This window comes from Humitalea sp. 24SJ18S-53 (genome assembly GCF_050632385.1).
In the GTDB taxonomy this organism is placed as follows: domain Bacteria; phylum Pseudomonadota; class Alphaproteobacteria; order Acetobacterales; family Acetobacteraceae; genus Humitalea.
Genome location: NZ_CP192599.1, coordinates 4,368,328 through 4,392,377, shown reverse-complemented (window position 1 = coordinate 4,392,377; position 24,050 = coordinate 4,368,328). Strand labels below are relative to the sequence as shown.

Annotated in this window: 24 protein-coding genes; 17 read left to right on the top strand and 7 right to left on the bottom strand. The window is 68.6% G+C overall.

The annotated features are described in order from the left end of the window. Window positions 1-11: 11 nt before the first annotated feature. Window positions 12-1,424, bottom strand: coding sequence for an amidase (locus ACQW02_RS21095; RefSeq protein WP_431281872.1), 1,413 nt, complete (start codon window positions 1,422-1,424; stop codon window positions 12-14). Continuing rightward, a complete protein-coding gene (locus ACQW02_RS21090; protein WP_431281871.1) occupies window positions 1,424-1,636 on the bottom strand; it encodes a hypothetical protein in 213 nt (70 codons plus the stop codon). The genes ACQW02_RS21095 and ACQW02_RS21090 overlap by 1 nt, the downstream gene beginning before the upstream one ends. Before the next feature lie 77 nt (window positions 1,637-1,713). Between ACQW02_RS21090 and ACQW02_RS21085 the strand changes: the two genes are divergently transcribed. The 3 genes from ACQW02_RS21085 (at window position 1,714) to ACQW02_RS21075 (ending at window position 5,033) form a co-directional block, all read left to right on the top strand. Beyond that, a complete protein-coding gene (locus ACQW02_RS21085) occupies window positions 1,714-2,511 on the top strand; it encodes an enoyl-CoA hydratase-related protein (RefSeq protein WP_431281870.1) in 798 nt (265 codons plus the stop codon). Window positions 2,512-2,620: 109 nt separating this feature from the next. Beyond that, window positions 2,621-3,541: a polysaccharide deacetylase family protein gene (locus ACQW02_RS21080; RefSeq protein ID WP_431281869.1), complete on the top strand. Its 921-nt coding sequence runs from the start codon at window positions 2,621-2,623 to the stop codon at window positions 3,539-3,541. Window positions 3,542-3,593: 52 nt separating this feature from the next. Continuing rightward, on the top strand, window positions 3,594-5,033 hold the full coding sequence (locus ACQW02_RS21075) for an amidohydrolase family protein (RefSeq protein WP_431281868.1): 1,440 nt from the start codon (window positions 3,594-3,596) through the stop codon (window positions 5,031-5,033). Window positions 5,034-5,297: 264 nt separating this feature from the next. On the opposite strand, the gene ACQW02_RS21070 is transcribed toward ACQW02_RS21075, so the two are convergent. Both ACQW02_RS21070 and ACQW02_RS21065 read right to left on the bottom strand, forming a co-directional pair. Further along, the gene (locus ACQW02_RS21070) at window positions 5,298-6,086 is read right to left on the bottom strand and encodes a DUF2189 domain-containing protein (protein ID WP_431281867.1); all 789 of its coding nucleotides are present in this window, start codon (window positions 6,084-6,086) and stop codon (window positions 5,298-5,300) included. Between the two features lie 232 nt (window positions 6,087-6,318). After that, window positions 6,319-7,347, bottom strand: a complete 1,029-nt coding sequence (locus tag ACQW02_RS21065; protein WP_431281866.1) for a c-type cytochrome — start codon at window positions 7,345-7,347, stop codon at window positions 6,319-6,321. 436 nt (window positions 7,348-7,783) lie between these two features. Between ACQW02_RS21065 and rimP the strand changes: the two genes are divergently transcribed. The 9 genes from rimP to ACQW02_RS21020 all read left to right on the top strand — a co-directional run bounded on the left by rimP (window position 7,784) and on the right by ACQW02_RS21020 (window position 16,268). Next, the gene (gene rimP, locus ACQW02_RS21060) at window positions 7,784-8,290 is read left to right on the top strand and encodes a ribosome maturation factor RimP (protein WP_431285951.1); all 507 of its coding nucleotides are present in this window, start codon (window positions 7,784-7,786) and stop codon (window positions 8,288-8,290) included. A gap of 23 nt (window positions 8,291-8,313) precedes the next feature. Next, entirely contained in the window at window positions 8,314-9,867 is a 1,554-nt protein-coding gene (gene nusA, locus ACQW02_RS21055; RefSeq protein WP_431281865.1) for a transcription termination factor NusA, read from the top strand. After that, on the top strand, window positions 9,848-10,492 hold the full coding sequence (locus ACQW02_RS21050; RefSeq protein WP_431281864.1) for an RNA-binding protein: 645 nt from the start codon (window positions 9,848-9,850) through the stop codon (window positions 10,490-10,492). The genes nusA and ACQW02_RS21050 overlap by 20 nt, the downstream gene beginning before the upstream one ends. 26 nt (window positions 10,493-10,518) lie before the next feature. Beyond that, on the top strand, window positions 10,519-13,374 hold the full coding sequence (gene infB, locus ACQW02_RS21045) for a translation initiation factor IF-2 (RefSeq protein WP_431281863.1): 2,856 nt from the start codon (window positions 10,519-10,521) through the stop codon (window positions 13,372-13,374). A 75-nt stretch (window positions 13,375-13,449) separates the two neighbouring features. Then, the gene (rbfA, locus tag ACQW02_RS21040) at window positions 13,450-13,863 is read left to right on the top strand and encodes a 30S ribosome-binding factor RbfA (RefSeq protein WP_431281862.1); all 414 of its coding nucleotides are present in this window, start codon (window positions 13,450-13,452) and stop codon (window positions 13,861-13,863) included. A 38-nt stretch (window positions 13,864-13,901) separates the two neighbouring features. After that, entirely contained in the window at window positions 13,902-14,243 is a 342-nt protein-coding gene (locus ACQW02_RS21035; RefSeq protein ID WP_431285950.1) for an acyl-CoA thioesterase, read from the top strand. A gap of 1 nt (window position 14,244) precedes the next feature. Then, entirely contained in the window at window positions 14,245-15,198 is a 954-nt protein-coding gene (truB, locus tag ACQW02_RS21030; RefSeq protein ID WP_431281861.1) for a tRNA pseudouridine(55) synthase TruB, read from the top strand. A gap of 22 nt (window positions 15,199-15,220) precedes the next feature. Continuing rightward, window positions 15,221-15,490, top strand: a complete 270-nt coding sequence (rpsO, locus tag ACQW02_RS21025; protein WP_431281860.1) for a 30S ribosomal protein S15 — start codon at window positions 15,221-15,223, stop codon at window positions 15,488-15,490. 286 nt (window positions 15,491-15,776) lie between these two features. Further along, the gene (locus tag ACQW02_RS21020; RefSeq protein ID WP_431281859.1) at window positions 15,777-16,268 is read left to right on the top strand and encodes a hypothetical protein; all 492 of its coding nucleotides are present in this window, start codon (window positions 15,777-15,779) and stop codon (window positions 16,266-16,268) included. Here ACQW02_RS21020 and ACQW02_RS21015 read toward each other — a convergent pair whose 3' ends face one another. Next, on the bottom strand, window positions 16,269-17,177 hold the full coding sequence (locus ACQW02_RS21015; RefSeq protein ID WP_431281858.1) for an SGNH/GDSL hydrolase family protein: 909 nt from the start codon (window positions 17,175-17,177) through the stop codon (window positions 16,269-16,271). Window positions 17,178-17,339: 162 nt separating this feature from the next. Here ACQW02_RS21015 and ACQW02_RS21010 point away from each other — a divergent pair, with 162 nt between their 5' ends. The 5 genes from ACQW02_RS21010 to ACQW02_RS20990 are packed head-to-tail and all read left to right on the top strand — an operon-like array spanning window position 17,340 to window position 22,030. After that, window positions 17,340-18,215 (top strand): TauD/TfdA dioxygenase family protein, encoded by an 876-nt coding sequence (locus tag ACQW02_RS21010; RefSeq protein WP_431281857.1) that lies wholly within the window; start codon window positions 17,340-17,342, stop codon window positions 18,213-18,215. Between the two features lie 4 nt (window positions 18,216-18,219). Then, window positions 18,220-18,960 (top strand): FadR/GntR family transcriptional regulator, encoded by a 741-nt coding sequence (locus tag ACQW02_RS21005; RefSeq protein ID WP_431281856.1) that lies wholly within the window; start codon window positions 18,220-18,222, stop codon window positions 18,958-18,960. A gap of 28 nt (window positions 18,961-18,988) precedes the next feature. After that, window positions 18,989-20,260, top strand: a complete 1,272-nt coding sequence (locus tag ACQW02_RS21000; protein WP_431281855.1) for an ABC transporter substrate-binding protein — start codon at window positions 18,989-18,991, stop codon at window positions 20,258-20,260. Next, on the top strand, window positions 20,257-21,204 hold the full coding sequence (locus ACQW02_RS20995; RefSeq protein ID WP_431281854.1) for a carbohydrate ABC transporter permease: 948 nt from the start codon (window positions 20,257-20,259) through the stop codon (window positions 21,202-21,204). The genes ACQW02_RS21000 and ACQW02_RS20995 overlap by 4 nt, the downstream gene beginning before the upstream one ends. Further along, window positions 21,197-22,030: a carbohydrate ABC transporter permease gene (locus ACQW02_RS20990; RefSeq protein WP_431281853.1), complete on the top strand. Its 834-nt coding sequence runs from the start codon at window positions 21,197-21,199 to the stop codon at window positions 22,028-22,030. The genes ACQW02_RS20995 and ACQW02_RS20990 overlap by 8 nt, the downstream gene beginning before the upstream one ends. Window positions 22,031-22,033: 3 nt before the next feature. Here the strand turns inward: ACQW02_RS20990 and ACQW02_RS20985 are convergent, their stop codons facing one another. After that, a complete protein-coding gene (locus ACQW02_RS20985; RefSeq protein WP_431281852.1) occupies window positions 22,034-23,086 on the bottom strand; it encodes an ABC transporter ATP-binding protein in 1,053 nt (350 codons plus the stop codon). Beyond that, window positions 23,083-24,045 (bottom strand): ABC transporter ATP-binding protein, encoded by a 963-nt coding sequence (locus ACQW02_RS20980; RefSeq protein WP_431281851.1) that lies wholly within the window; start codon window positions 24,043-24,045, stop codon window positions 23,083-23,085. The genes ACQW02_RS20985 and ACQW02_RS20980 overlap by 4 nt, the downstream gene beginning before the upstream one ends. Window positions 24,046-24,050: the final 5 nt, after the last annotated feature.

Below are 24,050 nucleotides of genomic sequence, written 5' to 3'. Positions count from 1 at the left end.
GATCGCCCCGGTCAGACCACGTCCGGGCGCCGCAAATGCCAATCCGTGTCGCGTTGGAAGGCATCTGCTGCTGCCAGAACGCGCGCTTCGGCAAAAGGTCGCGCGGCAAGCTGCAACCCGACCGGCAGCCCCCGGTCGTCGAAGCCGCAGGGGACCGACACCACCGGCAGCCCCAGGTAGTTGAAGGGCCGGGTATTGGTGGACACCGCCAGCATCCTTGGCCAATTGGCCGGATCGGCATCGGAATCCGTCTCGGCCCGGGTCGGCACCCGGATGGGCATGGTGGGGCTGGCGACCAGGTCGGCATCGGTCAGGCAGGCGCCGACGAAGGCGCGCAGCAGGGGGCCGCGCATCGCCAGCGCCTCGTTATAGATCGCCCCGGGGATGGCGAAGCCGCCATAGATCCGGGCCGACAGGTGCGGCGCGTAGTCGCCCGGTCTTTCGCGCATCCAGTTGGCATGGATGGTCGCCGATTCCACGCGGGACAGCACGGCCATGCCGGCGTTGATCGCCCGCATCAGCGGCAGCGCCATGCGGGTGATCGTCGCACCCCGGGCGGCGAGGACCAGCAGCGCCGCCTCGAACGCCGCCATGACCGGGGCGTCGATGTCCTCCATGAAGGTGGTTTCGACCACCACGATCCGCCGCCCGCGCAGGTCGCCGGTCAGTGCCGCCTCGTAATCCGGCACCGCTTCCCTGGCACAGGTCGGATCCAGCCCGTCGGCGCCGGCGATCACCTTCATGAAGCGCGCCGCGTCCCGCGCCGTGCGGGTCAGCGGCCCGACGTTGTCGCAGGAAAAGGACAGCGGCATGACCCCGGTGCGCGGCACCCGCGTCTGCGTCGGCTTCAACCCCGTCACGCCGCACATGGTCGCCGGCAGGCGGATCGACCCCCCCGTGTCCGACCCCAGCGAGGCATAGGCAAACCCGGCCGCCACCGCCGCCCCCGGCCCGGACGATGACCCGCCGGTGCAGTAGTCGGTGTTCCAGGGGTTCCGGCAATCGCCGAAATGCGCGTTGTGGCCGGTGCCGTTCTGGGCGAATTCCGACATGTTCAGGGTGCCGCAGTCGATCGCCCCGGCGGCATCCAGCCGGGACAGCACCGTCGCGGTCACCGGGGGGACGAACATCCCGCGGATGCTGCTGCCGCAGGTGCTGACATGGCCTTCGCGGTAATACATGTCCTTGTGCAGCATCGGCACGCCGGCCAGCGGTCCCAGCGGTTCGCCGCGTGCGCGGGCGGCGTCCAGCGCCGTGGCGCGGCTGCGCGCGGCCTCCGCATCCAGCCGGATCACCGCATTGATCGCGCCATCCTGGGCAGCGATACGCGCCAGGCAGCTTTCGGTCAGGGCCGCGGCCGAAACCTCTCCGGCGGCGAAGGCATCCGCCGCCGCGGTCAAGGTCGGGTAGGCGAGGGCCGGCATCAGCCCGGGTCCCGCGTCGCCGCCAGGGCCGCCTCGAAACTGGATGGCTCGTATTCGAAGGCCATCTGCCCCCGCAACGCCACGAATTCGGCCAGCACCGGCGCCAGATCCGCCAGGGCCAGCAACGCCAGCGGGTTCGGCGGCGTGACACCGTGCCATTCGGCGATCTCGGCCACGCGCCGTGCCACGAAGCTGTCGTCCAAGGCGGCCATCCTCTTTTCCTGTCAGGCCGGAAGCGTATCGGAGGCCCCGGCGATGCGCCATGCTCCGCCCCAAGGGAGGAACCGCCATGACCGAAGCAGCGCCCGTGCTGATTGCCATCGACGACCAGGGCGTCGCCACCGCCACCCTGAACCGCCCCGCCCGCGGCAATGCCTATGACGAGGACATGCTGGAGGCCCTGATCGACGGCCTGGCCAGCCTGGCCACCGACCCCGAGGTCCGCGCCCTGGTCATCCGCGGCGACGGCAAGCATTTCCAGGCGGGGGCCGACCTGACCTGGCTGCTGCGCGCCGCCGCCTACCCGCCCGACCAGGCCTTTGCCGCCAGCATGGCGACCACGACCGCGATGCAGCGGCTGAACGAATTCCCCAAGCCGAGTTTTGCCATGGTGCATGGCGCCTGCTTCGGCGGCGGCTGCGGGATGGTCTGCTGCGTGGATGTGGCGCTGGCGACGCCGGATTCGATCTTCGGCCTGACGGAAGTGCGCGTCGGCGTCGCCCCCACCCCGATCTCCACCCACATGGTCAACGCCATGGGGCTGCGCCACACCCGCCGCTACGCCCTGACCGGCGAACGCTTCGACGCCGCGGAAGCCCTGCGGATCGGCCTCGTGCACGAGGTCGTGGCGGCCGAGGCGATCGAGGCCCGCCTGGCCCATATCCTGGCCGAAACCCTGCGCTCGGCGCCCGGTGCCTGCGCGGTGACCAAGCACTCCTTCCTGGCCGCCAACGGGCTGACCCTGGACGCGCGCCAAATGGCACTGCTGGCGCATGAAAGCTGGATGCAGCGGGCATCGGAGGAAGGCCAGGAAGGCCTGTCCGCCTTCGCCGGCCGCCGCCGCCCGGCCTGGGACCCGGCGGCGTAGGTTGCACGGATCAGGGCCGGATCGCGATGCCGGCCTGTTGTGACTGTCTCGGTTTTTCACGATACGATCACGGTCGCGCCGGCTTGGGCCGGCCAAGGTATTGACCCGCATGACCATCGACCTGCCGCCGCTGCTCACCTCGCCGCGCGACCTCCTGGGCTATGCCGGGGACTTGCCGCATGCACGCTGGCCGGGCGGGGCCGGCATCGCCGTCTCCTTCGTCGTGAATTTCGAGGAAGGGTCCGAATTCTCCATCCGCGACGGCGATGCGCGGAACGAGGCAATCCACGAGGTCTCCCACCCCCTCGACGGCCCCGACCCCTGCACCGACACCCATTTCGCCTATGGCACCCGCGCCGGCTGGTGGCGGATCATGGACCTGTTCGACGCCTATGGCGTGAAAGCCACCATCAGCACCTGCGGCCGCGCCGCCCAGCGCCTGCCCGGCCTGGTCCGCGACGCCGTGCTGCGCGGGCATGAGGTGTCGGCCCATGGCTGGCGCTGGGAAAGCCACGCCGCGATGCAGGAGGATGAGGAACGCGCCACCATCCAGCGCACCATCGCCGCCATCAGCGCCGCCGCCGGCACCCGCCCGGTCGGCTGGCACACGCGCTCCGCGGCCTCGGCCAATACGCGGCGCTTGCTCGTCGAGGATGGCGGGTTCTTGTACGACAGCGACGCCTATGACGACGACCTGCCGTACCTGACCTCGGTCGCCGGGCGGCGGCACCTGGTGCTGCCCTATGCCTTCGACACCAACGACATGCAGTTCCTGAACGAGTCGCGCTTCAACGGCCGCGATTTCGCCGACTACTGCAACGGCGCCTTCGACTGGCTGCTGCGTGAGGGCGACCGGCGACCCCGCATGCTGTCGATCGGCCTGCATCTGCGCATGATCGGCCGCCCCGGGCGGATGGGCGCGCTGGAGGCGATCCTGGCCCATATCGCCGCCAGCGGCCGCGCCTGGGTCGCGCCCCGCGCCGCCATCGCGCGGCATTGGCTGACGGTGGTGCAACCACCCGAGCCTTGATTCTGCAATCGGTTGCATTCATAAGTCCGTCAGGAAGAAACGGACCCAAACAATGACCTCGAAGCAGGACACGACCGGCCTCGGCCGGCGCGGGCTGGCCGTCGCCGCCGCCACACTGGCCGCCGCCACGGCGCTGCCCGCCATGGCGCAAACCCCCGCCAACCGCCCGATCCTGATCCGCGGCGCCCATATTCTCTCGATGGACCCCGCCATCGGCGACCTGCCGCGCGGCGATATCCTGATCATCGACGGCATCCTCCGCGCCGTCGCCGCCGCCATCGAGGCCCCCTCCGGCGCCCTGGTCCTGGACGGCACCGGCCGCATCGCCATGCCCGGCATGGTCAATGGCCATATCCACCTAGCCCAGACCATGCAGCGCGGCCTGTCCACCGAACATTCCTTCGGTGACTACTTCCAGACCATCGTCCTGCGCCATTCCAACCGCATGACGCCCGATGACGTGCGCCTGGCAGATCACGCCGGCGGCCTGGAACAAATTTTCGGCGGCGTCACCACGGTGATGGACTGGAGCCGCGAAACCGCCTCCCCCGACCATGCCGACGCCGCCCTGGCGGGGCTGGATGCCGCCGGCATCCGCGCGGTCCTGGCCTATACCGCGCCGCCGATCCCCGCCGGCGGCGACGCGGCCGCGATCAACGCGCGCATGATGGCGCATGCCCGCGCCCTGCGCCCGGGGCCGATGGTCAACCTCTGGACCTGCCTGCAAGGCCCGGATTTCACGCCGCTGGAACCGGCGCTGGCCGATATGCGGCGGCTGGCCGAACTCGGCTTCCCCATCTCGATCCATACCGGCGCCGCGATCTACCCGAACCGCAAGCAGCGCCTCCTGGCGCAACTGGACGCCGCCGGCCTGCTGAACGATCGCCTTCAGATCGTCCATGCCAACAGCCACGAGGACGATGAATACAAGCTCGCGGCCGACAAGGGCGCGATGCTCTGCTCGACGCCCGAGGTCGAGATGCACATGGGCCACGGCCACCCCGCGATCTTCAAGGCCGCCGCCGCGGGCATGCGCGTGTCCCTCGGCACCGACATCCCCTCCATGGTCGGCGGCGGCCTGCTGCCGCAACTCCGCGTCGCGCTGGCCGCCGAATTGCACCGGCTGAACGTCGCAAGCCTGGCCGCGACCCGCGCCGCCCCCAGCCCGCCGCCCGTCACGGCCCGGCAGATGCTGGGCCTAGCCACCATCGACGGCGCCCGGGGCCTCGGCCTGGACCGCATCACCGGCAGCCTGACCCCCGGCAAGCGCGCCGACCTGCTGCTGATCCGCACCGACAGCGCCCTGACCGCCCCCGTCAGCGACCCGGCCGGCCTGGTCCTGCTGCAAGCCAGTGCCGGCGATATCGACACGGTCATCATCGACGGCCGCATCCGCAAGCAAGCCGGCCAACTGACCGATGCCGACGCGGCGGCGGTCTTCGCCCGGCTGCAGGCGCGGGCCGAGGTGATGCGTGAGGCGGCGTCACGGTAGCGGGGGCGCGTAAGTACTGGGGAGGTTGCGCTTTGAGAGGGGCTTTGCCCCTCTCAAACTCTCCCCACCAGGGGCCGCCGCCCCTGGACCGGCGAGATGTATTGGCAAAATAAAGAGAGGGGCACCGGGCACCCTTGATCAATGGCGCTCCCGTGACGCCCCTCTCTTTATTTTGCCAAACGCCGTGGGTTCCAAGGGGTCACGGCCCCTTGGTGGGGGAGGTGTGGAGGGGGCGAAGCCCTCTCCACGGCGCAACTTACCCGTTCAGACCACCACCGCCCGGTACAGATGCCACGTCGCATGCCCCAGCACCGGCACCACCACCGCCAGGCCGACGAAGAATGGCACGGCGCCCAGCAGCAGGGCCGTCCCGACGATCAGCCCCCAAAGGGCCATCGTGAACGGGTTGGCCGCGACCGCGCGGATGGAGGTGCGGATTGCGACGCCGATCCCCGGGTCGCGGTCCAGCAGCATCGGGAAGGATACCACCGTCAGCACCAGCACCAGGGCCGCGAAGAAGAAGCCGACGGCGTTGCCCAGCACGATCATCCGCATCCCTTCGGGCGAGTTGAAGACGAAGCGCACGAAGGCGTCGAAGGGCGCGTTCGGTATGCTGCCCATGGTCAGCCCGTAGATCATTCGTGCCGCCGTCATCCAGGCGACGAAGATCGCCAGCAGGATCACGCCCATGATCAGGATCGAGAAGATGGCCGGCGAATGTCGGACCTGCAGCGCATCCAGCCAGGACACCTCCATCCCGTTCTCTCGCCGCCGGCTGATCTCATAGAAGCCGAGTGCGGCGAGCGGCCCCACCAGCGCGAATCCGCTGACCAGCGGCCAGATCATCGGCAGCAGGCTGTCGCCCGAGGCGACGGCCGCCGCGACCAGCCCCACGATCGGGTAGATCAGCGCCAGGAAGAACAGTTGCGTCGGCGCGGCCAGGAAATCCTGCCAGCCCAGCCGCAGCGCCCGCCACAGGTCGGATGGGCCGATGTGGCGGATGGCAGGGGCCTGCCCCGCCATCGAGTGCATGTTGTCTACCGTATATGCCATGTCGCGCTTCCTCGGTACGCCGTTGGAGGCTCCGATCGGGCAACGCGGGCCAGGGTCGATTCTCAAAGATGGCCGGCCCTGGCGGGCGGCGGGTCGAACCTCAGGCAGGCAGGCTAGCAGCCTTGTCGGCATTCGGCAGCGAATAATCGTATCCGCCGCCGGGGGGCGCCCCTGATACGAAAAAGGGCCGCCCCGGTTGGGGCGGCCCTTTTTGCGTGGGGATCGAAGGCCCTCAGGGCAGCGGCTGCGGGCTCGCCGACAGGGTGCGCAGATAGGCGATGATATCGGCGCGCTGCTGCGCATTGGAGACGCCGGCGAAGGCCATGCGGGTGCCGGGCATGTAGCGCGTGGGCGACACCAGCCAGGCGTTCAGGTCCTCATAGGTCCAGGGCTTGTCGCCCTGGGCGCGGTTGGCGGCGGAATAGTTGAAGCCTTCGGCATGCGCGTGCTTGCCGCCGACGACGTTCCACAGGTTGGGGCCGACGCCGTTGCGCCCGCCTTCGGTGAAGGTGTGGCAGACGCCGCAGAGGCGCCGGGCCAGCACTTCGCCGTTCTGGACATTGGCCGTCGCCAGCATCGGGCCGATCGGGGCCAGTGCCGGCGCGGCCGGCGCCGTGGCGGCGGCGGCGGCGACCGCGGCCGCGGATTCGGCGGGGACCGCGGCCGTCGCCACGGGCGGCGGGGCGGCGGCGGCCGCGGCGGCCTGGATCTCGGCCTCGGTCGGCAGCGGGGCAGGGGTCGCGGCCAGGGACCGCAGATAGGCGATCACATCCGCGCGCTGCTGCGTATTGGCCAGGCCGGCATAGGCCATGCGCGTGCCGGGGGCGTATTGCGCCGGCTTCCACAGCCATTCGTTCAGGTCGGTGTAGCTCCAGGGCTTCGCATTCATGCCGCGGATCGCGGCGGAATAGTTGAAGCCTTCGGCATGGGCGTGGTGGGCGTTGACGATATTATAGAGGTTCGGCCCCACCCCCGCGCGGCCGCCGTCGTTCACGGTATGGCACACGGCGCATTGGCGGCCGAACACGGTCTGGCCATTCGCGACATTGGCCGTGGCCAGAAGCGCCAGGATCGGGTCGGCCTTGGCCGGCGCCGCGGGCGCCCCGGCCGGCGCCGCCGCCGGGTCGGGGCCGAGCGCGATCGCCAGCTCATGCGCGGGTTTCGGATGGACCAGCAGCCCACTGACGAAACCGGTCACCATGAAGGCGATGCCGGCCGTCAGGACCGCCCCGAAGACCTTGTTCACTTCGAGTGAGCTCATGGATCCCGATGTCCCCTGCTACACGGTACGCTGCCCGAACAAATAGCGTCGGGCCAGGGGCCAGGCGCCCCGTATTCATTGCGCGTGATATGGCGTGCGGCGCGGGACTGCAACCCGCGGATCGGCGGTTTCGCGGCCGCCGGGGGCGGCATTCGGCCGCGACGGCGCATATTATGGACAATCCACCATGATCGGCTTCCCGGGGCGGCAAGTCCTTGCCTGGGCCGGGGCGGCACGCTATCTAGCGCGACACAAACATCTTCACTGACATTCAGAGGGGGTGGCCTTGCGGGGCCGCCCTTTTTCATGTCCACCCCTTTTCTTGTCCCCCCCGATCCGTTGGTTCGGGGGCCTTGCGACCGGACCCGCCGTGACCAGCGAACCCGATAAACCCGAACCGATCGCGACCCCGATCCTCCCCTCCGGCGACCTGCCGATGCATGAGGGGCTGGAAGCGCGCCTGGCCGACTGCATCCTGCCGGTGATCCTGCAACTGGGCTACGAGCTGGTCCGCGTGCAGGTCAGCGGCAAGGAACGGCCGACCGTGCAGATCATGGCCGACCGCACCGACGGCGCCATGATCGATGTCGAGGATTGCGCCACCATCAGCCACGCCGCCGGCGCGGCGCTGGACGTGCTGGACCCGTTCAAGGGCTTGTGGAACCTGGAAGTCTCCTCGGCCGGCATCGACCGGCCCTTGACCCGCATCAAGGACTGGAACCGCTTCATCGGCCACATCGCGACGGCCGAGGTGATGGTCCCGCTGAACGGGCGCAAGCGCTTCCGCGGCATCGTGCTGGGCGCCGATGCCGAGACCGCCCGCATGAAACTGGATGATGGGACCGAGATCGCCCTGCCGCGCGCCACCCTGCGGCGGGCCAAGCTGGTCCTGACCGATGAACTGATCGCGGCGACGGCGGGCCCCCCCGCCGCGCCCAACTGACCGAGAGAAAGAGGAACACCGCCATGGCCATCGACGTCGCCATCGCCCGCCCGGAACTGCTGCAGGTCGCCGAAGCCGTTGCTCGTGAAAAGATGATCGAGCGCGAGGAAGTGCTCGACGCCATGGAACAGGCCATGGGCAAGGCGGGCAAGGCCAAGTACGGCCTGGAGAAGGACATCCGCGCCACCATCGACCGCAAGAACGGCGAAGTCCGCCTGTCGCGCTGGACCGAGATCGTCGATGCCGAGCCTGTGGAAAACGAGGCGACGCAGCTTTCCCTTCGCATCGCGGTGAAGATCAAGCCGGGCATCAAGACCGGCGAATTCATCGTCGACCCCCTGCCGCCGATCGATTTCGGCCGCATCGCCGCCCAGACCGCCAAGCAGGTCATCGTCCAGCGCGTGCGTGAGGTCGAGCGCAAGAAGCAGTTCGACGAATACAAGGACCGCGTCGGCGAGATCGTGAACGGCATCGTCAAGCGCACCGAGTACGGCAACCTGATGGTGGACCTGGGCCGGGCCGAAGCCCTGCTGCGCCGGGACGAGACCATCGCCCGCGAAGCCTTCAAGAACGGCGACCGCGTCCGCGCCTATATCTATGACGTGCGCGAGGAACCGCGCGGGCCCCAGATCTTCGTGTCCCGCACCCACCCGGGCTTCCTCGCAAAATTGTTCGCGCAGGAAGTGCCGGAAATCTACGACGGCATCATCGAGATCAAGGCCGTCGCCCGCGACCCCGGTTCTCGCGCCAAGATGGCCGTCATCAGCCGCGACCAGTCGATCGACCCCGTCGGTGCCTGCGTCGGTATGCGTGGTAGCCGCGTGCAGGCGGTGGTCGCCGAACTCCAGGGCGAAAAGATCGACATCATTCCCTGGTCGCCCGACAACGCGACCTTCATCGTCAACGCCCTGGCCCCGGCCGAAGTGACCAAGGTCGTGCTGGATGACGAGGCCCGCCGGGTCGAAGTCGTGGTCCCCGACGACCAGCTCTCCCTGGCCATCGGCCGCCGCGGCCAGAACGTGCGCCTGGCCAGCCAGTTGACCCGCTACGACGTGGACATCCTGACCGAGGCCGAGGAATCGGAGCGCCGCCAGGAAGAATTCCGCACCAAGACCGGCCTCTTCGTCCAGGCGCTGGACGTGGACGACATGATCGCCAGCCTGCTGGTGACCGAGGGCTTCTCCACCATCGAGGACCTTTTGGCCGTCGAGGATGAGGAACTGGCCGAGATCGAAGGCTTCGATGAATCCGTCGCGGCCGAGTTGAAGCGCCGCGCCCAGGCCTTCCTGGACGCCCGGGACCTGGAACTGGAGGCCAAGCGCGTCGAACTCGGGGTCGAGGACAGCATCCTGGAGATCGGCGTATTCACGCCTGCCATGCTTGTGGCGCTGGGCGAGAAGGGCATCAAGTCGCTGGACGACCTGGCCGACCTCGCCTCCGACGAGCTGCTGGAGATCGTGGGCGAGGAAGCCCTGGACGAGGAAAGCGCCAATGCCGTGATCATGGCGGCCCGCGCGCATTGGTTCCCGGATGACGAAAATGCCATGCCGGAGGCCGATGACAACGCCCCCGCCTGACGCGACGACCGACCCGGCCGATCCCGTAGAGGACGAACCCGAAACCGGACCGACCCGGCGCTGCATCGTCACGCGCGACACGGATTCGCGCGAAAAAATGTTGCGCTTCGTGATCGGTCCCGACAACACGGTGGTCCCCGACCTCGCGGCGAAGCTGCCGGGGCGGGGTTTGTGGTTGAGCGCGCGGGGCGATGTGCTAGAACGCGCCGTCACCCGTGGGGCCTTTGCCAAGGCCGCGCGGTGTGCGGTGCATGTCCCCCCCGACCTGAGGTTGCGGATCGAGGATGGTCTGCGGCGCCGCGTACGCGACCAGATCGGTCTGGCGCGGCGTGCCGGACAGGCGGTTGCCGGTTGGGCAGCCGTGAAGGAATGGCTGCTGGCGGGCCGGGTCGGCCTGTTGGTGGAAGCGGCGGACGGTAGCTTGTCCGAACGCGATCGTCTGCTTGGCAGACGCGACGTGCCGGTGGTCACACCGCTCACCGCCGCCGATCTCGGCGGGGTGTTCGGTCGGGACCAGGCGGTGCATGTGGCGGTGGCGCCTGGTCGTTTGGCCGGATCCATCGCAACCGAGGCGCAGAGGTTGGCCGGTTTCGCCGGCGGCCCCAGCACCCCCGGGACAGTTTGACGGTTACCAGGTTACCAGGCGGACGGATGAGCGATCAAAACGACCAGGATGCGACCAAGAACAAGCTGAGCCTTCGGCCCAGCGGTCGTCTGGAACTCAACAAGACAGTCGATGGCGGCACCGTCCGCCAGTCCTTCAGCCATGGCCGCAGCAAGGCTGTGCAGGTCGAGGTGCTGAAGAAGCGCGTCGTCAGCACGCCGGCACGCCCGGGCGGACCGCAGGTGATGGTGCCCTCGCAGGGCTCGCGCCCCGCGGCCCCGGCCGTGCCCGCCGCGGCGAAGCCAGGGGCCGCCGCCCCGGCGGCACCGCGCCCCGCGGCAACCCCCGCCGGCCGGCCCCTGACCGCCGCCGAACTGGCCACCCGCCAGCGCGTGCTGGACGAACAGCGCCGGCTTCAGGCCCAGCGTGAGCGCGAGCTGCGTGAGCAGCAGGCGCTGATGGTCCGCTCCGCCGCCGAGGAAGCGGCCCGCCGCGCCGAGGACGACCGCCGCCAGGCGGAAGAGGACGCCCGCGCCGCCGAGGAGGCGCGCAAGGTCGCGGCCGAAGCTGCCAAGCGCGCCAATATCGAAGCCGCCCTGGCCCGCGCCACCGGCGTGCCTTCGCCCGAACCGGCCGAGGAAGCCGCCCCGGCCCCGGTCGCCGCTGCCCCGGCCGCCCCCGCGCCGGTCGCCGCCGCCCCGGCCGTCGACCTGCCCGGCAGCCCGGTCCGCCAGACCGTCGCCCGCCCGATCGCGGCCAATGCCGTCGGCCAGGCCCCGGTCCCGGCCCGCCGCCCCGGCAGCCCAGCCCCCGGCGCCGCCGCCACCACCCCGGGTGCGGCCGCCGCCAAGTTGACCCTGCGCGCCCGTCCGGCGGGCGAGGAAGAAGAAGAACGTCGCGGTCCGCCGCGCCGTCCGGGCGGGATGCCGATGGGCCCCGCCGGCAAGCGCATGCCGCCGCCGCCCGTCCGCAAGACCACCCCGGCCTCCGCCGGCCGCCGCGACAGCGGCCGCGTCGACGTGAATGCCGCGATCGAGGGCGAGGACGAGCGGTCCCGCTCGATCTCCTCGCTGCGCCGCGCCCGTGAACGCGAACGCCGCCAGGCCGAACTGGCCCGGCTGCGCTCCGACCAGGTGCGCGTCGTGCGTGACGTCGTGGTGCCGGAAGTCATCACGGTGCAGGAACTCGCCAACCGCATGGCCGCCCGTGGCGGCGAAGTGGTGAAGTCGCTGTTCCGCATGGGCGTCATGGCGACCCTGACGCAGAGCATCGACGCCGACACCGCCGAACTCGTGGTCCAGGAATTCGGCCACCGGGTGAAGCGCGTTGCCGACAGCGACGTGGAAATCGGCCTGGAAGGCGTCGTGGACGTCGACACCACCATGGTGCCGCGCCCGCCGGTCGTGACCATCATGGGCCACGTCGACCACGGCAAGACCAGCCTGCTGGACGCGCTGCGCAAGACCGATGTGGCCGGCCGCGAAGCCGGTGGCATCACCCAGCACATCGGCGCCTACCAGGTGAAGCTGCCGTCCGGCGAACGCGTCACCTTCATCGACACGCCGGGCCACGAGGCCTTCACCTCGATGCGCGCCCGTGGCGCTTCGGTCACCGACATGGTGGTGCTCGTGGTCGCGGCGGATGACGGCGTGATGCCGCAGACGATCGAGGCCATTCGCCACGCCAAGGCGGCGAACGTGCCGATCATCGTGGCGGTCAACAAGATCGACAAACCCGGCGTGAACCCGGCCCGCGTGCAGCAGGAACTGCTGAGCCACGACATCGTCGTGGAAGACCTCGGCGGTGAAACCCAGGTGGTGCTGGTCAGCGCGACCCAGGGCACCAACCTCGACAAGCTGCTGGAATCGATCCTGCTGCAGGCCGAAGTGCTCGACCTCCGCGCCGCCGTGGATCGTGCCGCTGAAGGCACGGTCATCGAAAGCCGCCTGGACAAGGGCCGCGGCGCCGTCGCGACCGTGCTGGTCCAGAAGGGCACCCTGAAGCAGGGCGACATCGTCGTTGCCGGCGCCGAATGGGGCCGCCTGCGCGCGATCGTGGACGACAAGGGCAAGACGGTGAAGGAAGCCGGACCCTCGGTCCCGGTGGAAATCCTCGGCCTGTCGGGCGTGCCCTCGGCCGGTGAGACCTTCATCGCGGTCGAGAACGAAGCCCGCGCCCGCGAAATCAGCGAATTCCGCCAGGCCCGCCTGCGCGAGAAGGCGGTGAATGCCGCCGGCGCCAGCCGTGGCACGCTGACCGAAATGCTGGCCCGCATCCAGGCCGGCGCGCAGAAGGAAGTCACCTGCGTCGTCAAGGCCGACGTGCAGGGCAGCGCCGAAGCCATCGGCGTGACCCTGGGCAAGATCGGCAACGACGAGGTGAAGGTCCGGGTGCTGCACAGCGCCGTCGGCCAGATCACCGAGTCGGACATCCAGCTCGCCAAGGCTTCCGATGCCGTGGTCGTCGCCTTCAACGTCCGCGCCACGGTGCAGGCGCGGGAGATGGCGCAGCGCGACGGTGTCGACATCCGCTACTACTCGATCATCTACGAGGTCGCGGACGACATCGAGAAGCTGGTCCGCGGCAAGCTGGCTCCGGTGCAGCGCGAAAAGTTCCTGGGCTACGCCCAGATCCTGCAGGTGTTCGAGGTCAAGCGCATCGGCAAGGTCGCCGGTTGCCGCGTGACCGAGGGCGTGGTCCGCCGCGGCTGCGGCGTTCGCCTGCTGCGCGAGGGCGTGGTGATCCACCAGGGCGAACTTTCGACCCTGCGTCGCTTCAAGGACGACGTGAAGGAAGTCACGAACGGCTACGAATGCGGCATGGGCTTCATGCGCTACGACGATATCCGTGTGGACGACCAGATCGAGTGCTACGAGGTCGAGACGGTCGCCGGCACGCTGTAAAAGGCGTCCAGGGTCAAAGCGTCGGGGGCGCCCCCGTAGAACGGGGGCGCCGGTTATCCAGGGAACACCACCACCATGTCGAAACGCGCCGCCGATGCGGGGCCGTCCCAGCGTATGCTGCGGGTCGGCGAAGAAGTGCGTCACGCGCTTTCCGCCGTTTTTGCGCGCGGGGAATTCCGTGACCCCGCCCTTGATGGCATCGCCCTGACCGCGACCGAGGTTCGGGCATCGCCCGATCTCAAGCACATGACGGTTTTTGTCGCCGCCCTCGGCAAGCCCGTGTCCAACGAATTGCTGAAGCTGCTGCATGCCGAACAGCCGCATCTGCGGCACGCGGTGTCGCAGGCGGTGCGCCTCAAGTTCGCGCCGCAACTGCATTTCCAGCCCGATACGGCACCGGATTACGCGCTGAAGATGGACCTGCTGATGAAGCAGCCCGAAGTGTTGCGCGACCTGCTGGCCAAGAACGAACCGGAAGACCCGGAGTGACGGCGCCGACCGAACCGCCCGTCATCCGCACCATTGCCATGCCGGCCGACACCAATCCGGCCGGCGATATTTTTGGTGGCTGGCTGATGGCGCAGATGGATTTGGCCGCCGGCAATGCCGCCGCCCGCCGGGCACGCGGCCGCGCCGCGACCGTGGCGGTGGAGGCGATGTCTTTCGAAGCCCCGGTGCATGTCGGCGACGAGGTCAGCCTCTACGCCACCGTGCTCGCCACCGGCCGCACCTCCATGCGCATCCGCATCGAGGCCTGGACCCGCGAACGCCATGAAGACGCCACCCGCCGCGTCACCCAGGCGGTCTTCACCTTTGTCGCGCTGGACACAGCCGGCCGCCCACGCCCGATTCCTGAGGACACTGACTGATATGCCCCCGCGTTTTCAACGTAAGCCCAAGGGCCGCGTCCTCGACGGCTGGCTGGTGATCGACAAGCCGGGTGGCATGGGTTCGACCGATGTGGTCAACAAGGTCAAGCGCGCCTTCCAGGCCCAGAAGGTCGGCCATGGCGGGACGCTGGATCCGCTGGCGACCGGCGTGCTGCCGCTGGCTTTCGGTGCCGCCACCAAGACCGTCCCCTATGCCATGGACGCGACCAAGATCTACCGCTTCACGTTGCGCTTCGGCGAGGCACGCGACACGGATGATTCCGACGGCGTGGTGATCGAAACCTCCGACGCGCGACCCTCGGATGAGGCGATCCGCGCCGCATTGCCCGCCTTTCGCGGCGACATCATGCAGATCCCGCCGCAGTATTCGGCGATCAAGATCGGCGGCGAACGCGCCTATGACCTGGCCCGTTCCGGCCAGGCGGTCGACATCGCCGCCCGCCCGGCCCGTGTCGATGAATTCGACCTGGTCGAACGGCCGGACGCCGATACCGCCATCTTCCATGTGCGCTCGGGCAAGGGCGTCTACATGCGCTCGCTCGCCCGCGATGTGGCGCGTGCGCTCGGCACCGTCGGGCATATCACGGCGCTGCGCCGCCTGCGGGTCGGCCCCTTCCTTGAGAGCATGGCGGTTTCGCTGGACTCTTTGCTGGTTTCCGGCGATACGCCGCCTCCTTCCCCGGACCTTCTCTTGCCGGTAACGACCGCGCTGGCCGACATCCCGGCACTGGCCGCGACCGCAGGAGAGGCCATGAGGCTCCAACACGGCGAGGCAATGAGCCTTGTCGCGTTCATGGGCCGCATTCCGACCGATGCCAGCCCCGATGGGGGCCTGGTCCGCGTGATGGCGGGGGAGCGCTTGTTGGGCCTGTGCCGGCTGGATGGGGGCATGTTGCTCCCCGAACGCTGGATGGGTGGCCAGGGCGAAGCCTAACTCAAACGCGAAGGAACACGCGATGTCGATGGACTTGGCCGCCCGCTCGGCGGTTGTCAAAGAATACCAGACCAAGGCGAATGACACCGGCAGCCCGGAGGTCCAGGTCGCCCTGCTCTCCGGCCGGATCACCTACCTGACCGAACACCTCAAGGCGCACCCCAAGGATTTCCACAGCCGTCGTGGTTTGTTGGTCCTGGTTGGCCAGCGTCGTGGCTTGCTCGACTACCTGAAGCGCAAGGACCACAAGCGCTACGAGAGCCTGATCGGGCGCCTCGGCATCCGTCGCTGACGGTGTAGGCGAGGGGTTTTTTTCACCCCTCGCGCTTTCCGGCGGGAACCTTCGGTTCCTGCCCGGATTTGCCCCCATGGCGGGGCAGGGTAGCGGCGCTAGACCCGGATGCGTTCGCCTTCACTCACCCATCAGGGTCCAGGATTCTGTTTTCGCGGGTGATTCAGATCTTCGGCGCCTTCGCGCCTGCGGTCATCACGCTCTAAAAACCGTTGCGGCAACGCCCCATGATGCAGGTATGACTCGCACCTGCGGTCCCCGGCGGATCGCGGCGGGGGGGCCTGCGATGGCGAGCGATCTATCCACGCTGACGACACTCCATACGGCGCTCAGTTTCATCGCCCTGGCGACAGGTGCGGTCGTGGTCGCCCAATTGCTGCGTGAGGGTGCCCGCCCCGGCTGGACGGGAATGTTCCTCGCCAGCGCGATCGCCACCAGCGTCACGGGCTTCCTGTTTCCCCTCGGCCGGATCCTGCCATCGCATCTGGTGGGCGGGATCGCACTGCCCGTCCTCGGCCTCGTGCTCGCCGCGCGCTACGCCTTCCGGCTGGATGGCGGCTGGCGCCAGGTGGATGCGGGCGGGATGGTGGCCAGCCTCTACCTGCTGGCCTTGGTGGCCGTGGCGCAGGCCTTTGCCAAACTGCCGGAACTGCGCGCGGCGGCGACGCGATCCGAAACACCCTTTAACGTGACGCAGGCGGTCCTGCTGGCCGGCTTTGTCGTGCTTGGTGTTGCGGCCGTCCGGGCTGCGCGGCGCGGGCGAACCCTGACCGCCTGATCAGCGCGCCGCGACCAGGGGCGGCGCCTGCATCACGCGAGACGCCGCCTCGGCGAGGATGCGATGCCCCACGGTCGTCGGATGCGCGGGGTCCCAGTAGAAGAAGCGATCCGGCGCCGCGCATTGGGTCCCGTTGCCCAGCGCGTCGCCGACCCAGCACACCTGCCTGGCCTCCACGAGGCCGAAGCGTGCAGGGTCGGCCACGACCGCGCGATAGGTCGCGAAGGCATCAAAAACCCGCAGTTCCAGCCCACGCTGTTCGGCGATGGCGCGAATGGCCGGCACCAGCGCAGCGTTCAGCGCCTCGCTACGCTGCGTCGCATTGGCGGCGATCGGCGGCGTGTCCAAGGCGTAGCGCGGCACGATGCCGCGGTCGGGCACCGTCACGAGCAGGAAGCGCTTGGCGCCGCGCTCGGCCAAGGTATTGACCAGGGTTGCGACATTCGCCGTCGTCTGCGCGATGGCCTGGCCCGCCAAGGGGCCATCGATGCCTTCGGCGCGGAAGATCGCGGCGAGGTCGTTGGCGCCGATCCAGATCACATGCAGCGCCGCAGGATCCGCCGCGGGGGTGCGCGCCAGATACTCGGCAAGCTGTCCGGGGCCATCACTGGGGGTCGCGGCATAGACGGCGGTCGGCCCGGAGGTGGCGCCACCATAGGCATAATTGGTCCCGCCCCGCCGGCTGGCGACGGGCGTTTCCGCGCCGATCATCGGCGCGAGCAGTTCCACCCACACCGGTCCATTGGTCGACCGCTCGGCATAGGGCGGCCTCGGGTTGGCGCCGCCGCGCAAGACGAAGTTGTTGCCGCCGTCGGAGAGGCTGTCGCCGAATACGAAGATCGCTTCCGCCGCGACGGGCTGGACGAAACCAACGGCCAGGCCGGCCAGGAGTGCGAGGCGAAGCAACATGGCGGTCCTCCCCAGGACGATGTCTTTCGCCAACATTCGGCCCGGTGGCCGTATGGGTCAATACCCTGACCTAAGGGGTGCTCGCGAATTGCCGTTGACAAATTGGCAAGATCGCCGCGAGCATGCGGACAAATAAGTCCATCAAGGACAGAGGAGGCGTCCATGCTCGCCGAAGCCCAGACCAGGGTCCGTGCCGTACCAACCGGCGGCCCGCTTGGTGCCGACATCGTCGATTTCGACCCAGGCCATTTCTCGGACGAGGATATGGCCGTCGTCCGTCAGGCGCTGCTTGACCACCTTGTCATTCGCATCCGCAGCACGGATATCGACGACGTCGCCTTCGAACGCTTCGGCAGCCGCTTTGGGGAACTCCTCCCTTCGCCGGACTTCACCCGCAGCCGGCCCGTCTATCTCGAGAACGCCCGCTACGTGACGATCATCTCCAACGTCACCGACGACGGCAAGCCGATCGGCGAGCATGGCGACGGCGAATTGCACTGGCACACCGACCTCGCCTTCACCGACACGCCCTCCGCCCTCACCATGCTGCTGGCGCGGGAGGTTCCGCCGACCGGCGGCAATACCTCCTTCGCCAATATGTATGCGGCCCTCGGCGCGCTTTCGCCGGAGACGCGGGAGCGCATCAAGCGCCTGCGCATGAAGCACCAGGCCAGCCACAACGCCCAGGGCGGCCGGCGCCCGGGCTACAAGGACATCGAGACGGATGACGTGCGGGAGATGCCGGGCCCGATCCATCCGATCATCCGCACCCATCCGCTCAGCGGCCGCCAGGCGCTCTACCTCGGCCGCCGCTTCGGCGCCTATATCCCCGGCCTGCCCTTGGCGCAGTCGGAAGCGCTCTGCGACGAACTCTTCGCCACCGCCAATGATCCCTCCCGCGTCTGGGCGCAGGAATGGAAACTCGGCGACCTGGTGATCTGGGACAACCGCTGCACCATGCATCGGCGCGATGCCTTCACCGGCCTCGGTCGCCGGCGAATGCACCGGCTGACCACGCGCGGCGAACGGCCCGTCTGACACCATGACGGGCGCCCAGCCGCAGCATGCAGCCCGCGCCCCCACCCTGGCTGACAGGGTGGAGGAGCAGCTGCGCCGGCTGATCGACCGTGGCGATTTCCCACGCGACTGCAAGCTGCCGACCGAATTTACCCTGTGCCGTCGCTTTGGTGTCTCCCGCCCGGTGCTGCGGGCGGCGCTCGCAAAATTGCGCGACCAGGGCTACGTCAGTTCGCAGCAGGGCAGTGGCACCCTGGTGCTGCGCGGGCCGGAAGCCGGCGCCATGCGCTTCCCGCCGATCGCGACGGTCGCCGATGTCGAAAGCCTCTACGAGTTCCGCATCGCGATCGAGGGCGAGGTCGCGCAACTCGCCGCCCTGCGCCACACGCCGGACACCCTGTCCGAAATCGAGAACGCCCTGGCCGAGGCCGAGGCGATGGTGACCAGTGTCTCCCCGGAACTGGTGCGGGACACCAACTTCCGCTTCCACCGCGCGGTCGCACATGCCTCGGGCAACGGCTTCTTCATCGCGACCCTGGAGCAGATGCCGAACCTCATCGGCCTCGGTCCGGTCGAGGTACGGAATTTTGGCCTGCACGACCCGGTCGCGCGGGCACGATTGATCGCCGCCGAACACCGCACCATCCTCGACGCCATCCGCAGGCGGGATGCGACTTTGGCGCGGGCGGAGATGCAGGCGCATATCGCGGCGGCCCGGCAGCACATCTACCAACGCCAGCCGGTGGGCCTCGTGGCACCGGACTGAACACCAAGGAACAGGAGGGAAAACTCCGATGACGACGACCCGCCGACTCTTGTTGGGATCCGCCGCCGCCGTGCTGGCGGCACCGGCCATCGCCCAGCCGCGCCGCTTCGTCATCATGGGCCATGCGGTGCACCAGCGCGCCGTCACCGGCGCCACGGGGGGCGACAGCAGCGCGGAATGGCGCGCCAGCACCGGCATGCAGACGGAATGGCTGACCTTTGGGGTCGAGGCGGTGCATGAGCGCGTGTATCGCGAAGCCGCCCTGGCCGAAGGCGGCGTCGATGTCGCCTTTCTGCTCGACCGCTACACCGGGCCGCATGTCGCGCCGCTGTTCGAAGACCTGACCCCCTTCATGGCGGCCGAACCGCTGGAGATGCCGGACGAAATCCCCGCCGGCATGTATGCCTCCCACAATTTCCGTGGCCGCCAGACCGGCATCCCCTATCGCCACGCCACCCATGGTTTCTTCTTCAACCGCGCGCTGATGCGCGAACGCGGCGTGACCGCCGTGCCGACGACCTACGACGAGATCATCCAGGCGGCGGACAAGCTGACCTTCACCCGGTCGGACGGCACTCGCGTCGCCGGCTTCGTGAATTCCATGGACGATCCCTCCGGCACCATGGACCTCATCCGCGCCCATGGCGGCGACTTCATCACTCAGGACTACCGCTTCGTCGCCGACCAGGAACCGGCGGTGCGCTCGGTCGCGCTGCTGCGCGACTGGTTCCGCCGGGGCGTGCTGCCGCGCAACGTGATGACCTTCAAGACGGAGGAGGTGATCACCGCCATGCAGCAGGGCCGCGCGGCGATGACGACGCAGCCTTTCGGTCGCTTCGTGAACTACAACGACCCCCGGCAAAGCCGCTTTGCCGGCGAAATCGACGTCATACCGATCCCCATGGCCGCCGCCGTCGGCCCCCCTGGCGCGTTGGCGCCGGCAAAAACCTCGGTCTGGGCCATGGCGATTCCCAAGAACGCCCGCGACAAGCGCCTGTCCTGGTCCTTCATCCGTGAGGTGTCGTCCCGCGCCAGCACCATCCGCGCGGCGGTCAACGGCAACGGGCCGGTCCGCGCCTCGGCCTACGACGATCCCAAGGTGCAGGAGATGGCGCCCTTCCTGACCACCGAGAAGCGCGTGCTGCCCTATGCCCGCCTGACCGTGCCTGGCTTTGAAGGCGCCGGCCGGTCGATGGATATCTTCATGGAGGAAATCCAGCGCGCCATGCTGGGCCAGGTGGAGCCGCTGGCCGCCATGCGCACGGCCAAGCAGCGCATCGAGCCGTTGCTGCCGAGTTGAGCGCGGCCGAACGAACAAGCGCGCTGGACCTGCCCGTCGCGGCCAAGCCGCGGCGCCGCACCCGACCGATGTTCGGCGGCCGGCCCGGCCTCGCGCAATGGGTCCTGCTGACGCCGGCCCAGTTTCTGCTGATCGCGCTGATCCTGCTGCCGGCGGTCTGGGTCGTCTGGCTCAGCCTCAACAAGGTCTCCTTCACCGCGCAGGCGGAGTTCGTCGGCCTCGGCAATTTCTACGCGCTGGCGGCGGACCGCGTCTTTTGGCGCGCGGTCTGGAACACCTTTGTGGTGGTCAATGTCGTCGTCTATGGCGAATTGCTGCTGGGGCTGGGGCTCGCGTTTCTCGCCATCGGCTGGATGCCGTGCCGCACGCTGTTCATCGCGCTGCTGATCGCGCCCTACGCCATCAACGAAGTCTCGGCCGTGGCGATGTGGCGCTTCGTGCTGGAACCGGACATCGGCATGGTGAGTTGGACGCTGGACCAGATCGGCATCGGGCAACTCGACTGGTCCTCCGACCCCACCGACGCGCTGGTGCTCGCGTCACTGCTGTCGATCTGGATCCATACGCCCTTCACCTTCCTGATTCTCTACGCCGCCTTGCAGGCGGTGCCGCGCGAGTTAATCGAAGCCGCGACCGTGGATGGCGCCGGCGGCTGGCGCGTCTTCATCCATGTGCAATTCCCGATCATCCTGCCGGCGCTGCTGGTCGCGCTGATGTTCCGCTACATCACGGCGATGCGGGTCTTCTCCGAGATCTGGCTGCTGACCGAGGGCGGACCCGCGCGACTGACCGAGGTGCTGGCCGTCTACCTCTACCGCGAGGCCTTCCGGTATCATGAATTCGGCCTGGCCTCGGCCACCGGGCTGGTGATGATGCTGCTGTCGCTGACCATCGCTACACCCTACCTCTACGCCGCCTGGAAGCGGATGTTCGCCCGTGGCTAGGCCGAGCCTGGCCAGCAAGGCGATCCGCCTGTCGCTCGGCGCGCTGGCGGTGTGCTGGTCGGTCTTCCCGATCGCGATGGTGATCTCCGCCAGCTTCAAGCCGCCGCGCGATATTTTCGCGATCCCGCCGACGCTGATTTTCACCCCCACGCTTGACAACTATCGGGAGCTTTGGCGCGCGTGGCCGGCCTTCTTCGACAACATGCTGAACAGCCTGATCGTCACCATCGGCGCGACGGGAATGACCGTCCTCTTCGCCACCTGCGCCGGCTATGTCTATTCGCGCTACAGCAGCCGGCTCTTGACGCTGTCGGCCTTCTTCATGGTGGTGGTGCGCATGCTGCCGCCGATCGTGGTGACCCTGCCGCTGTTCCCGGTGTTCAGCTGGCTGCGGCTCAGTGACACGCATCTGGTGCTGATCCTGCTCTACTCGGCATTCTTCGTCAGCCTTTCGACCTGGATCATGCGCGCCTTCATCGACCAAGTGCCGCGCGAATTGGAAGAAGCAGCGGTGGTGGATGGCGCGACCCTGTTGCAGATCCTGCGGCGCATCGTCTTCCCGCTGGTGATGAACGGGGTCATCGCCGCATCGCTCTTCATCATCGTCTATGCCTGGAACGAGTTCATCTTTGCCCTGGTCTTCACCACGCGGCATGCCCGCACGACGCCGCTTGTGCTCAGTGAAATCCTGAGCACGGTCGAGGGCGTGGATTGGGGTGTGCTGTTTGCCGCGGCGACGGTGCAACTGGCGCCTGTGCTGGCCTTCGTGCTGGCGGCGCAACGCTATGTCATCGCAGGCTTGGCCGCAGGCGCGGTGAAGGGATAGCGCTTAGCTCAGCGCCATCTCCACCAGCGGGGCTTCCTCGGCAAAATGGCAGGCCGCTTCGCGCCCGCCGCCAAACTTCCGCAACGCCGGCATCTCCGTCCCGCAGCGATCCACCCCCATCGGGCAGCGCCCATGAAAGCGGCAGGCGTTGGGGTCCGGGTCGATCGGGCTTTTTGGGTCGCCGACCAGGCGCAGCGCGTCGTCGCGCAGTCCGTCGAAGCGCGGCACCGCCGCCACCAGCCCGCGCGTATAGGGATGCAGCGGATTGTCGAAGACGGCCCGCGCCGGCCCGACCTCCACCACCTTGCCCAGATACATCACCACCACCCGGTCGCAGAGCAGCCGCACCACGTTCAAATCATGGCTGACGAAGACGTAGGAGATACCGAGGCTTTCGCGCAGCGACACCAGCAACTGCAGGATGGTGACCTGCACCGACACATCCAGCGCGGCCGTCGGTTCATCCAGCACCAGCAAATCCGGGCGCGGCCCGATGGCGCGCGCGATGCCGACGCGGGCGCGCTGCCCGCCGGACAATTGGTGCGGAAAGCGGTTCAGCAATTCCAGCGGCAGGCCGCAGAGCGTCGCCGCTTCCTCGACCTTCGCGCGCAATGCGTCGCCGGTCATCCCCTTCAACTGCCGCAGCGGGTCCGCGATGGCATCGGCCGCGGTGAAGCGCGGGTTGATGCTTTCACCCGCGTCCTGGAACACGATCTGGATCCGGGCGCGGTCAAAATCCTTGGCGAAATCCTTGGCTGGGATGGCCGAAAGTTCGCGCGTGCCGAAGCGGATCGACCCACTGGTCGGATCGGTCAGCCGCGTCAGCAGCCGCACCAGGGTCGATTTGCCGCAGCCGGATTCGCCAACCAGTCCCAGTGTCTCCCCCCGCGCCAGGGTCAGCGACACGTCATCCACGGCATGCACCATCGACGGCGACTTGCCGCTGAAAAAGCCCTTCCTGCCGACGGGAAAACGCTTGGACAGTTCCGCGACATCCAGCAGCGCCGGGCCTTCCAGCTCCGGCGGGGTCGGGTCATTGCCGATCATATGGCTCATGCCGGGTTCCAGCACGCGATGCGGTGTTGCGGCGCGATGTCGCGCCAGACCAGGGGCTGGTCGCAGTCCGGCAAGTGACGATCGCAGCGCGCCGCGAAACGGCACGGCGCCAGGTCGGTGCGTCGCAGATCCGGCAGGCTGCCGGGGATCGAGCGCAAATCGGCCAGCGACCCCGCCGCCGTCGGCGTCGCCGCCAGCAGCCGCCGCGTATAGGGGTGGCGAGGATTGCTCAGCAGGGTCTTGGTCGGCGCATCCTCGACGATATGCCCAGCATGCATCACCGCAATCCGCCCGGCGCGTTCGGCTGCCAGCGCAAGGTCGTGGGTGATCAGGATGGTCGCCATGCCGGTGTCGGCGGCCAACTTGCCCATGATATCCATCACCACCGCCTGGGTGGTGACATCGAGCCCGGTGGTCGGTTCATCCGCGATCAGCAGCGCGGGACGCGTCGCCACCGCGATGGCGATCATCACCCGCTGGCACATGCCGCCCGACAATTCGAAAGGATAGGCCGCCGATCGCCGCACCGGGTCGGGAATGCCGACGGCGCGCAGCATCTCGATCGCGCCCTCGGCCGCCGCGCGTGACGACAGACCGGCATGGCGGCGCAGGACATCGGCGATCTGCGCCCCCACGGCACGGATCGGGTTCAACGCCGCGCGCGGGTTCTGGAACACCATCGACGCGCGCTTGCCGCGGATCGCCGAGAGCGTGGCGGGGGAGGCGGTGGTCAGTTCCGTGCCCTCAAGCACGGCACTCCCGCCGGTGATCCGCCCGGCGGCATCCAGCAGGCCGAGCAGCGCATAGGCGGTGACGGATTTCCCCGATCCGGATTCACCAACCAGCGCCAGGGTTTCGCCGGCGCCGACGGTGAAGGCGATGCGGTCCAGCGCCTTCACGATGCCGGAGCGCGTGCGGAACTCGACCGAGAAATCCTTGACGTCGAGGACGTTGCTCACGTCCA

Bases quoted from the DNA above. Each gene is read 5' to 3' on its own strand.
- ACQW02_RS21095 (WP_431281872.1), bottom strand. From the start codon at position 1,424: ATGCCGGCCCTCGCCTACCCGACCTTGACCGCGGCGGCGGATGCCTTC.
- ACQW02_RS21090 (WP_431281871.1), bottom strand. From the start codon at position 1,636: ATGGCCGCCTTGGACGACAGCTTCGTGGCACGGCGCGTGGCCGAGATC.
- ACQW02_RS21085 (WP_431281870.1), top strand. From the start codon at position 1,714: ATGACCGAAGCAGCGCCCGTGCTGATTGCCATCGACGACCAGGGCGTC.
- ACQW02_RS21080 (WP_431281869.1), top strand. From the start codon at position 2,621: ATGACCATCGACCTGCCGCCGCTGCTCACCTCGCCGCGCGACCTCCTG.
- ACQW02_RS21075 (WP_431281868.1), top strand. From the start codon at position 3,594: ATGACCTCGAAGCAGGACACGACCGGCCTCGGCCGGCGCGGGCTGGCC.
- ACQW02_RS21070 (WP_431281867.1), bottom strand. From the start codon at position 6,086: ATGGCATATACGGTAGACAACATGCACTCGATGGCGGGGCAGGCCCCT.
- ACQW02_RS21065 (WP_431281866.1), bottom strand. From the start codon at position 7,347: ATGAGCTCACTCGAAGTGAACAAGGTCTTCGGGGCGGTCCTGACGGCC.
- rimP (WP_431285951.1), top strand. From the start codon at position 7,784: ATGCATGAGGGGCTGGAAGCGCGCCTGGCCGACTGCATCCTGCCGGTG.
- nusA (WP_431281865.1), top strand. From the start codon at position 8,314: ATGGCCATCGACGTCGCCATCGCCCGCCCGGAACTGCTGCAGGTCGCC.
- ACQW02_RS21050 (WP_431281864.1), top strand. From the start codon at position 9,848: ATGACAACGCCCCCGCCTGACGCGACGACCGACCCGGCCGATCCCGTA.
- infB (WP_431281863.1), top strand. From the start codon at position 10,519: ATGAGCGATCAAAACGACCAGGATGCGACCAAGAACAAGCTGAGCCTT.
- rbfA (WP_431281862.1), top strand. From the start codon at position 13,450: ATGTCGAAACGCGCCGCCGATGCGGGGCCGTCCCAGCGTATGCTGCGG.
- ACQW02_RS21035 (WP_431285950.1), top strand. From the start codon at position 13,902: ATGCCGGCCGACACCAATCCGGCCGGCGATATTTTTGGTGGCTGGCTG.
- truB (WP_431281861.1), top strand. From the start codon at position 14,245: ATGCCCCCGCGTTTTCAACGTAAGCCCAAGGGCCGCGTCCTCGACGGC.
- rpsO (WP_431281860.1), top strand. From the start codon at position 15,221: ATGTCGATGGACTTGGCCGCCCGCTCGGCGGTTGTCAAAGAATACCAG.
- ACQW02_RS21020 (WP_431281859.1), top strand. From the start codon at position 15,777: ATGGCGAGCGATCTATCCACGCTGACGACACTCCATACGGCGCTCAGT.
- ACQW02_RS21015 (WP_431281858.1), bottom strand. From the start codon at position 17,177: ATGTTGCTTCGCCTCGCACTCCTGGCCGGCCTGGCCGTTGGTTTCGTC.
- ACQW02_RS21010 (WP_431281857.1), top strand. From the start codon at position 17,340: ATGCTCGCCGAAGCCCAGACCAGGGTCCGTGCCGTACCAACCGGCGGC.
- ACQW02_RS21005 (WP_431281856.1), top strand. From the start codon at position 18,220: ATGACGGGCGCCCAGCCGCAGCATGCAGCCCGCGCCCCCACCCTGGCT.
- ACQW02_RS21000 (WP_431281855.1), top strand. From the start codon at position 18,989: ATGACGACGACCCGCCGACTCTTGTTGGGATCCGCCGCCGCCGTGCTG.
- ACQW02_RS20985 (WP_431281852.1), bottom strand. From the start codon at position 23,086: ATGAGCCATATGATCGGCAATGACCCGACCCCGCCGGAGCTGGAAGGC.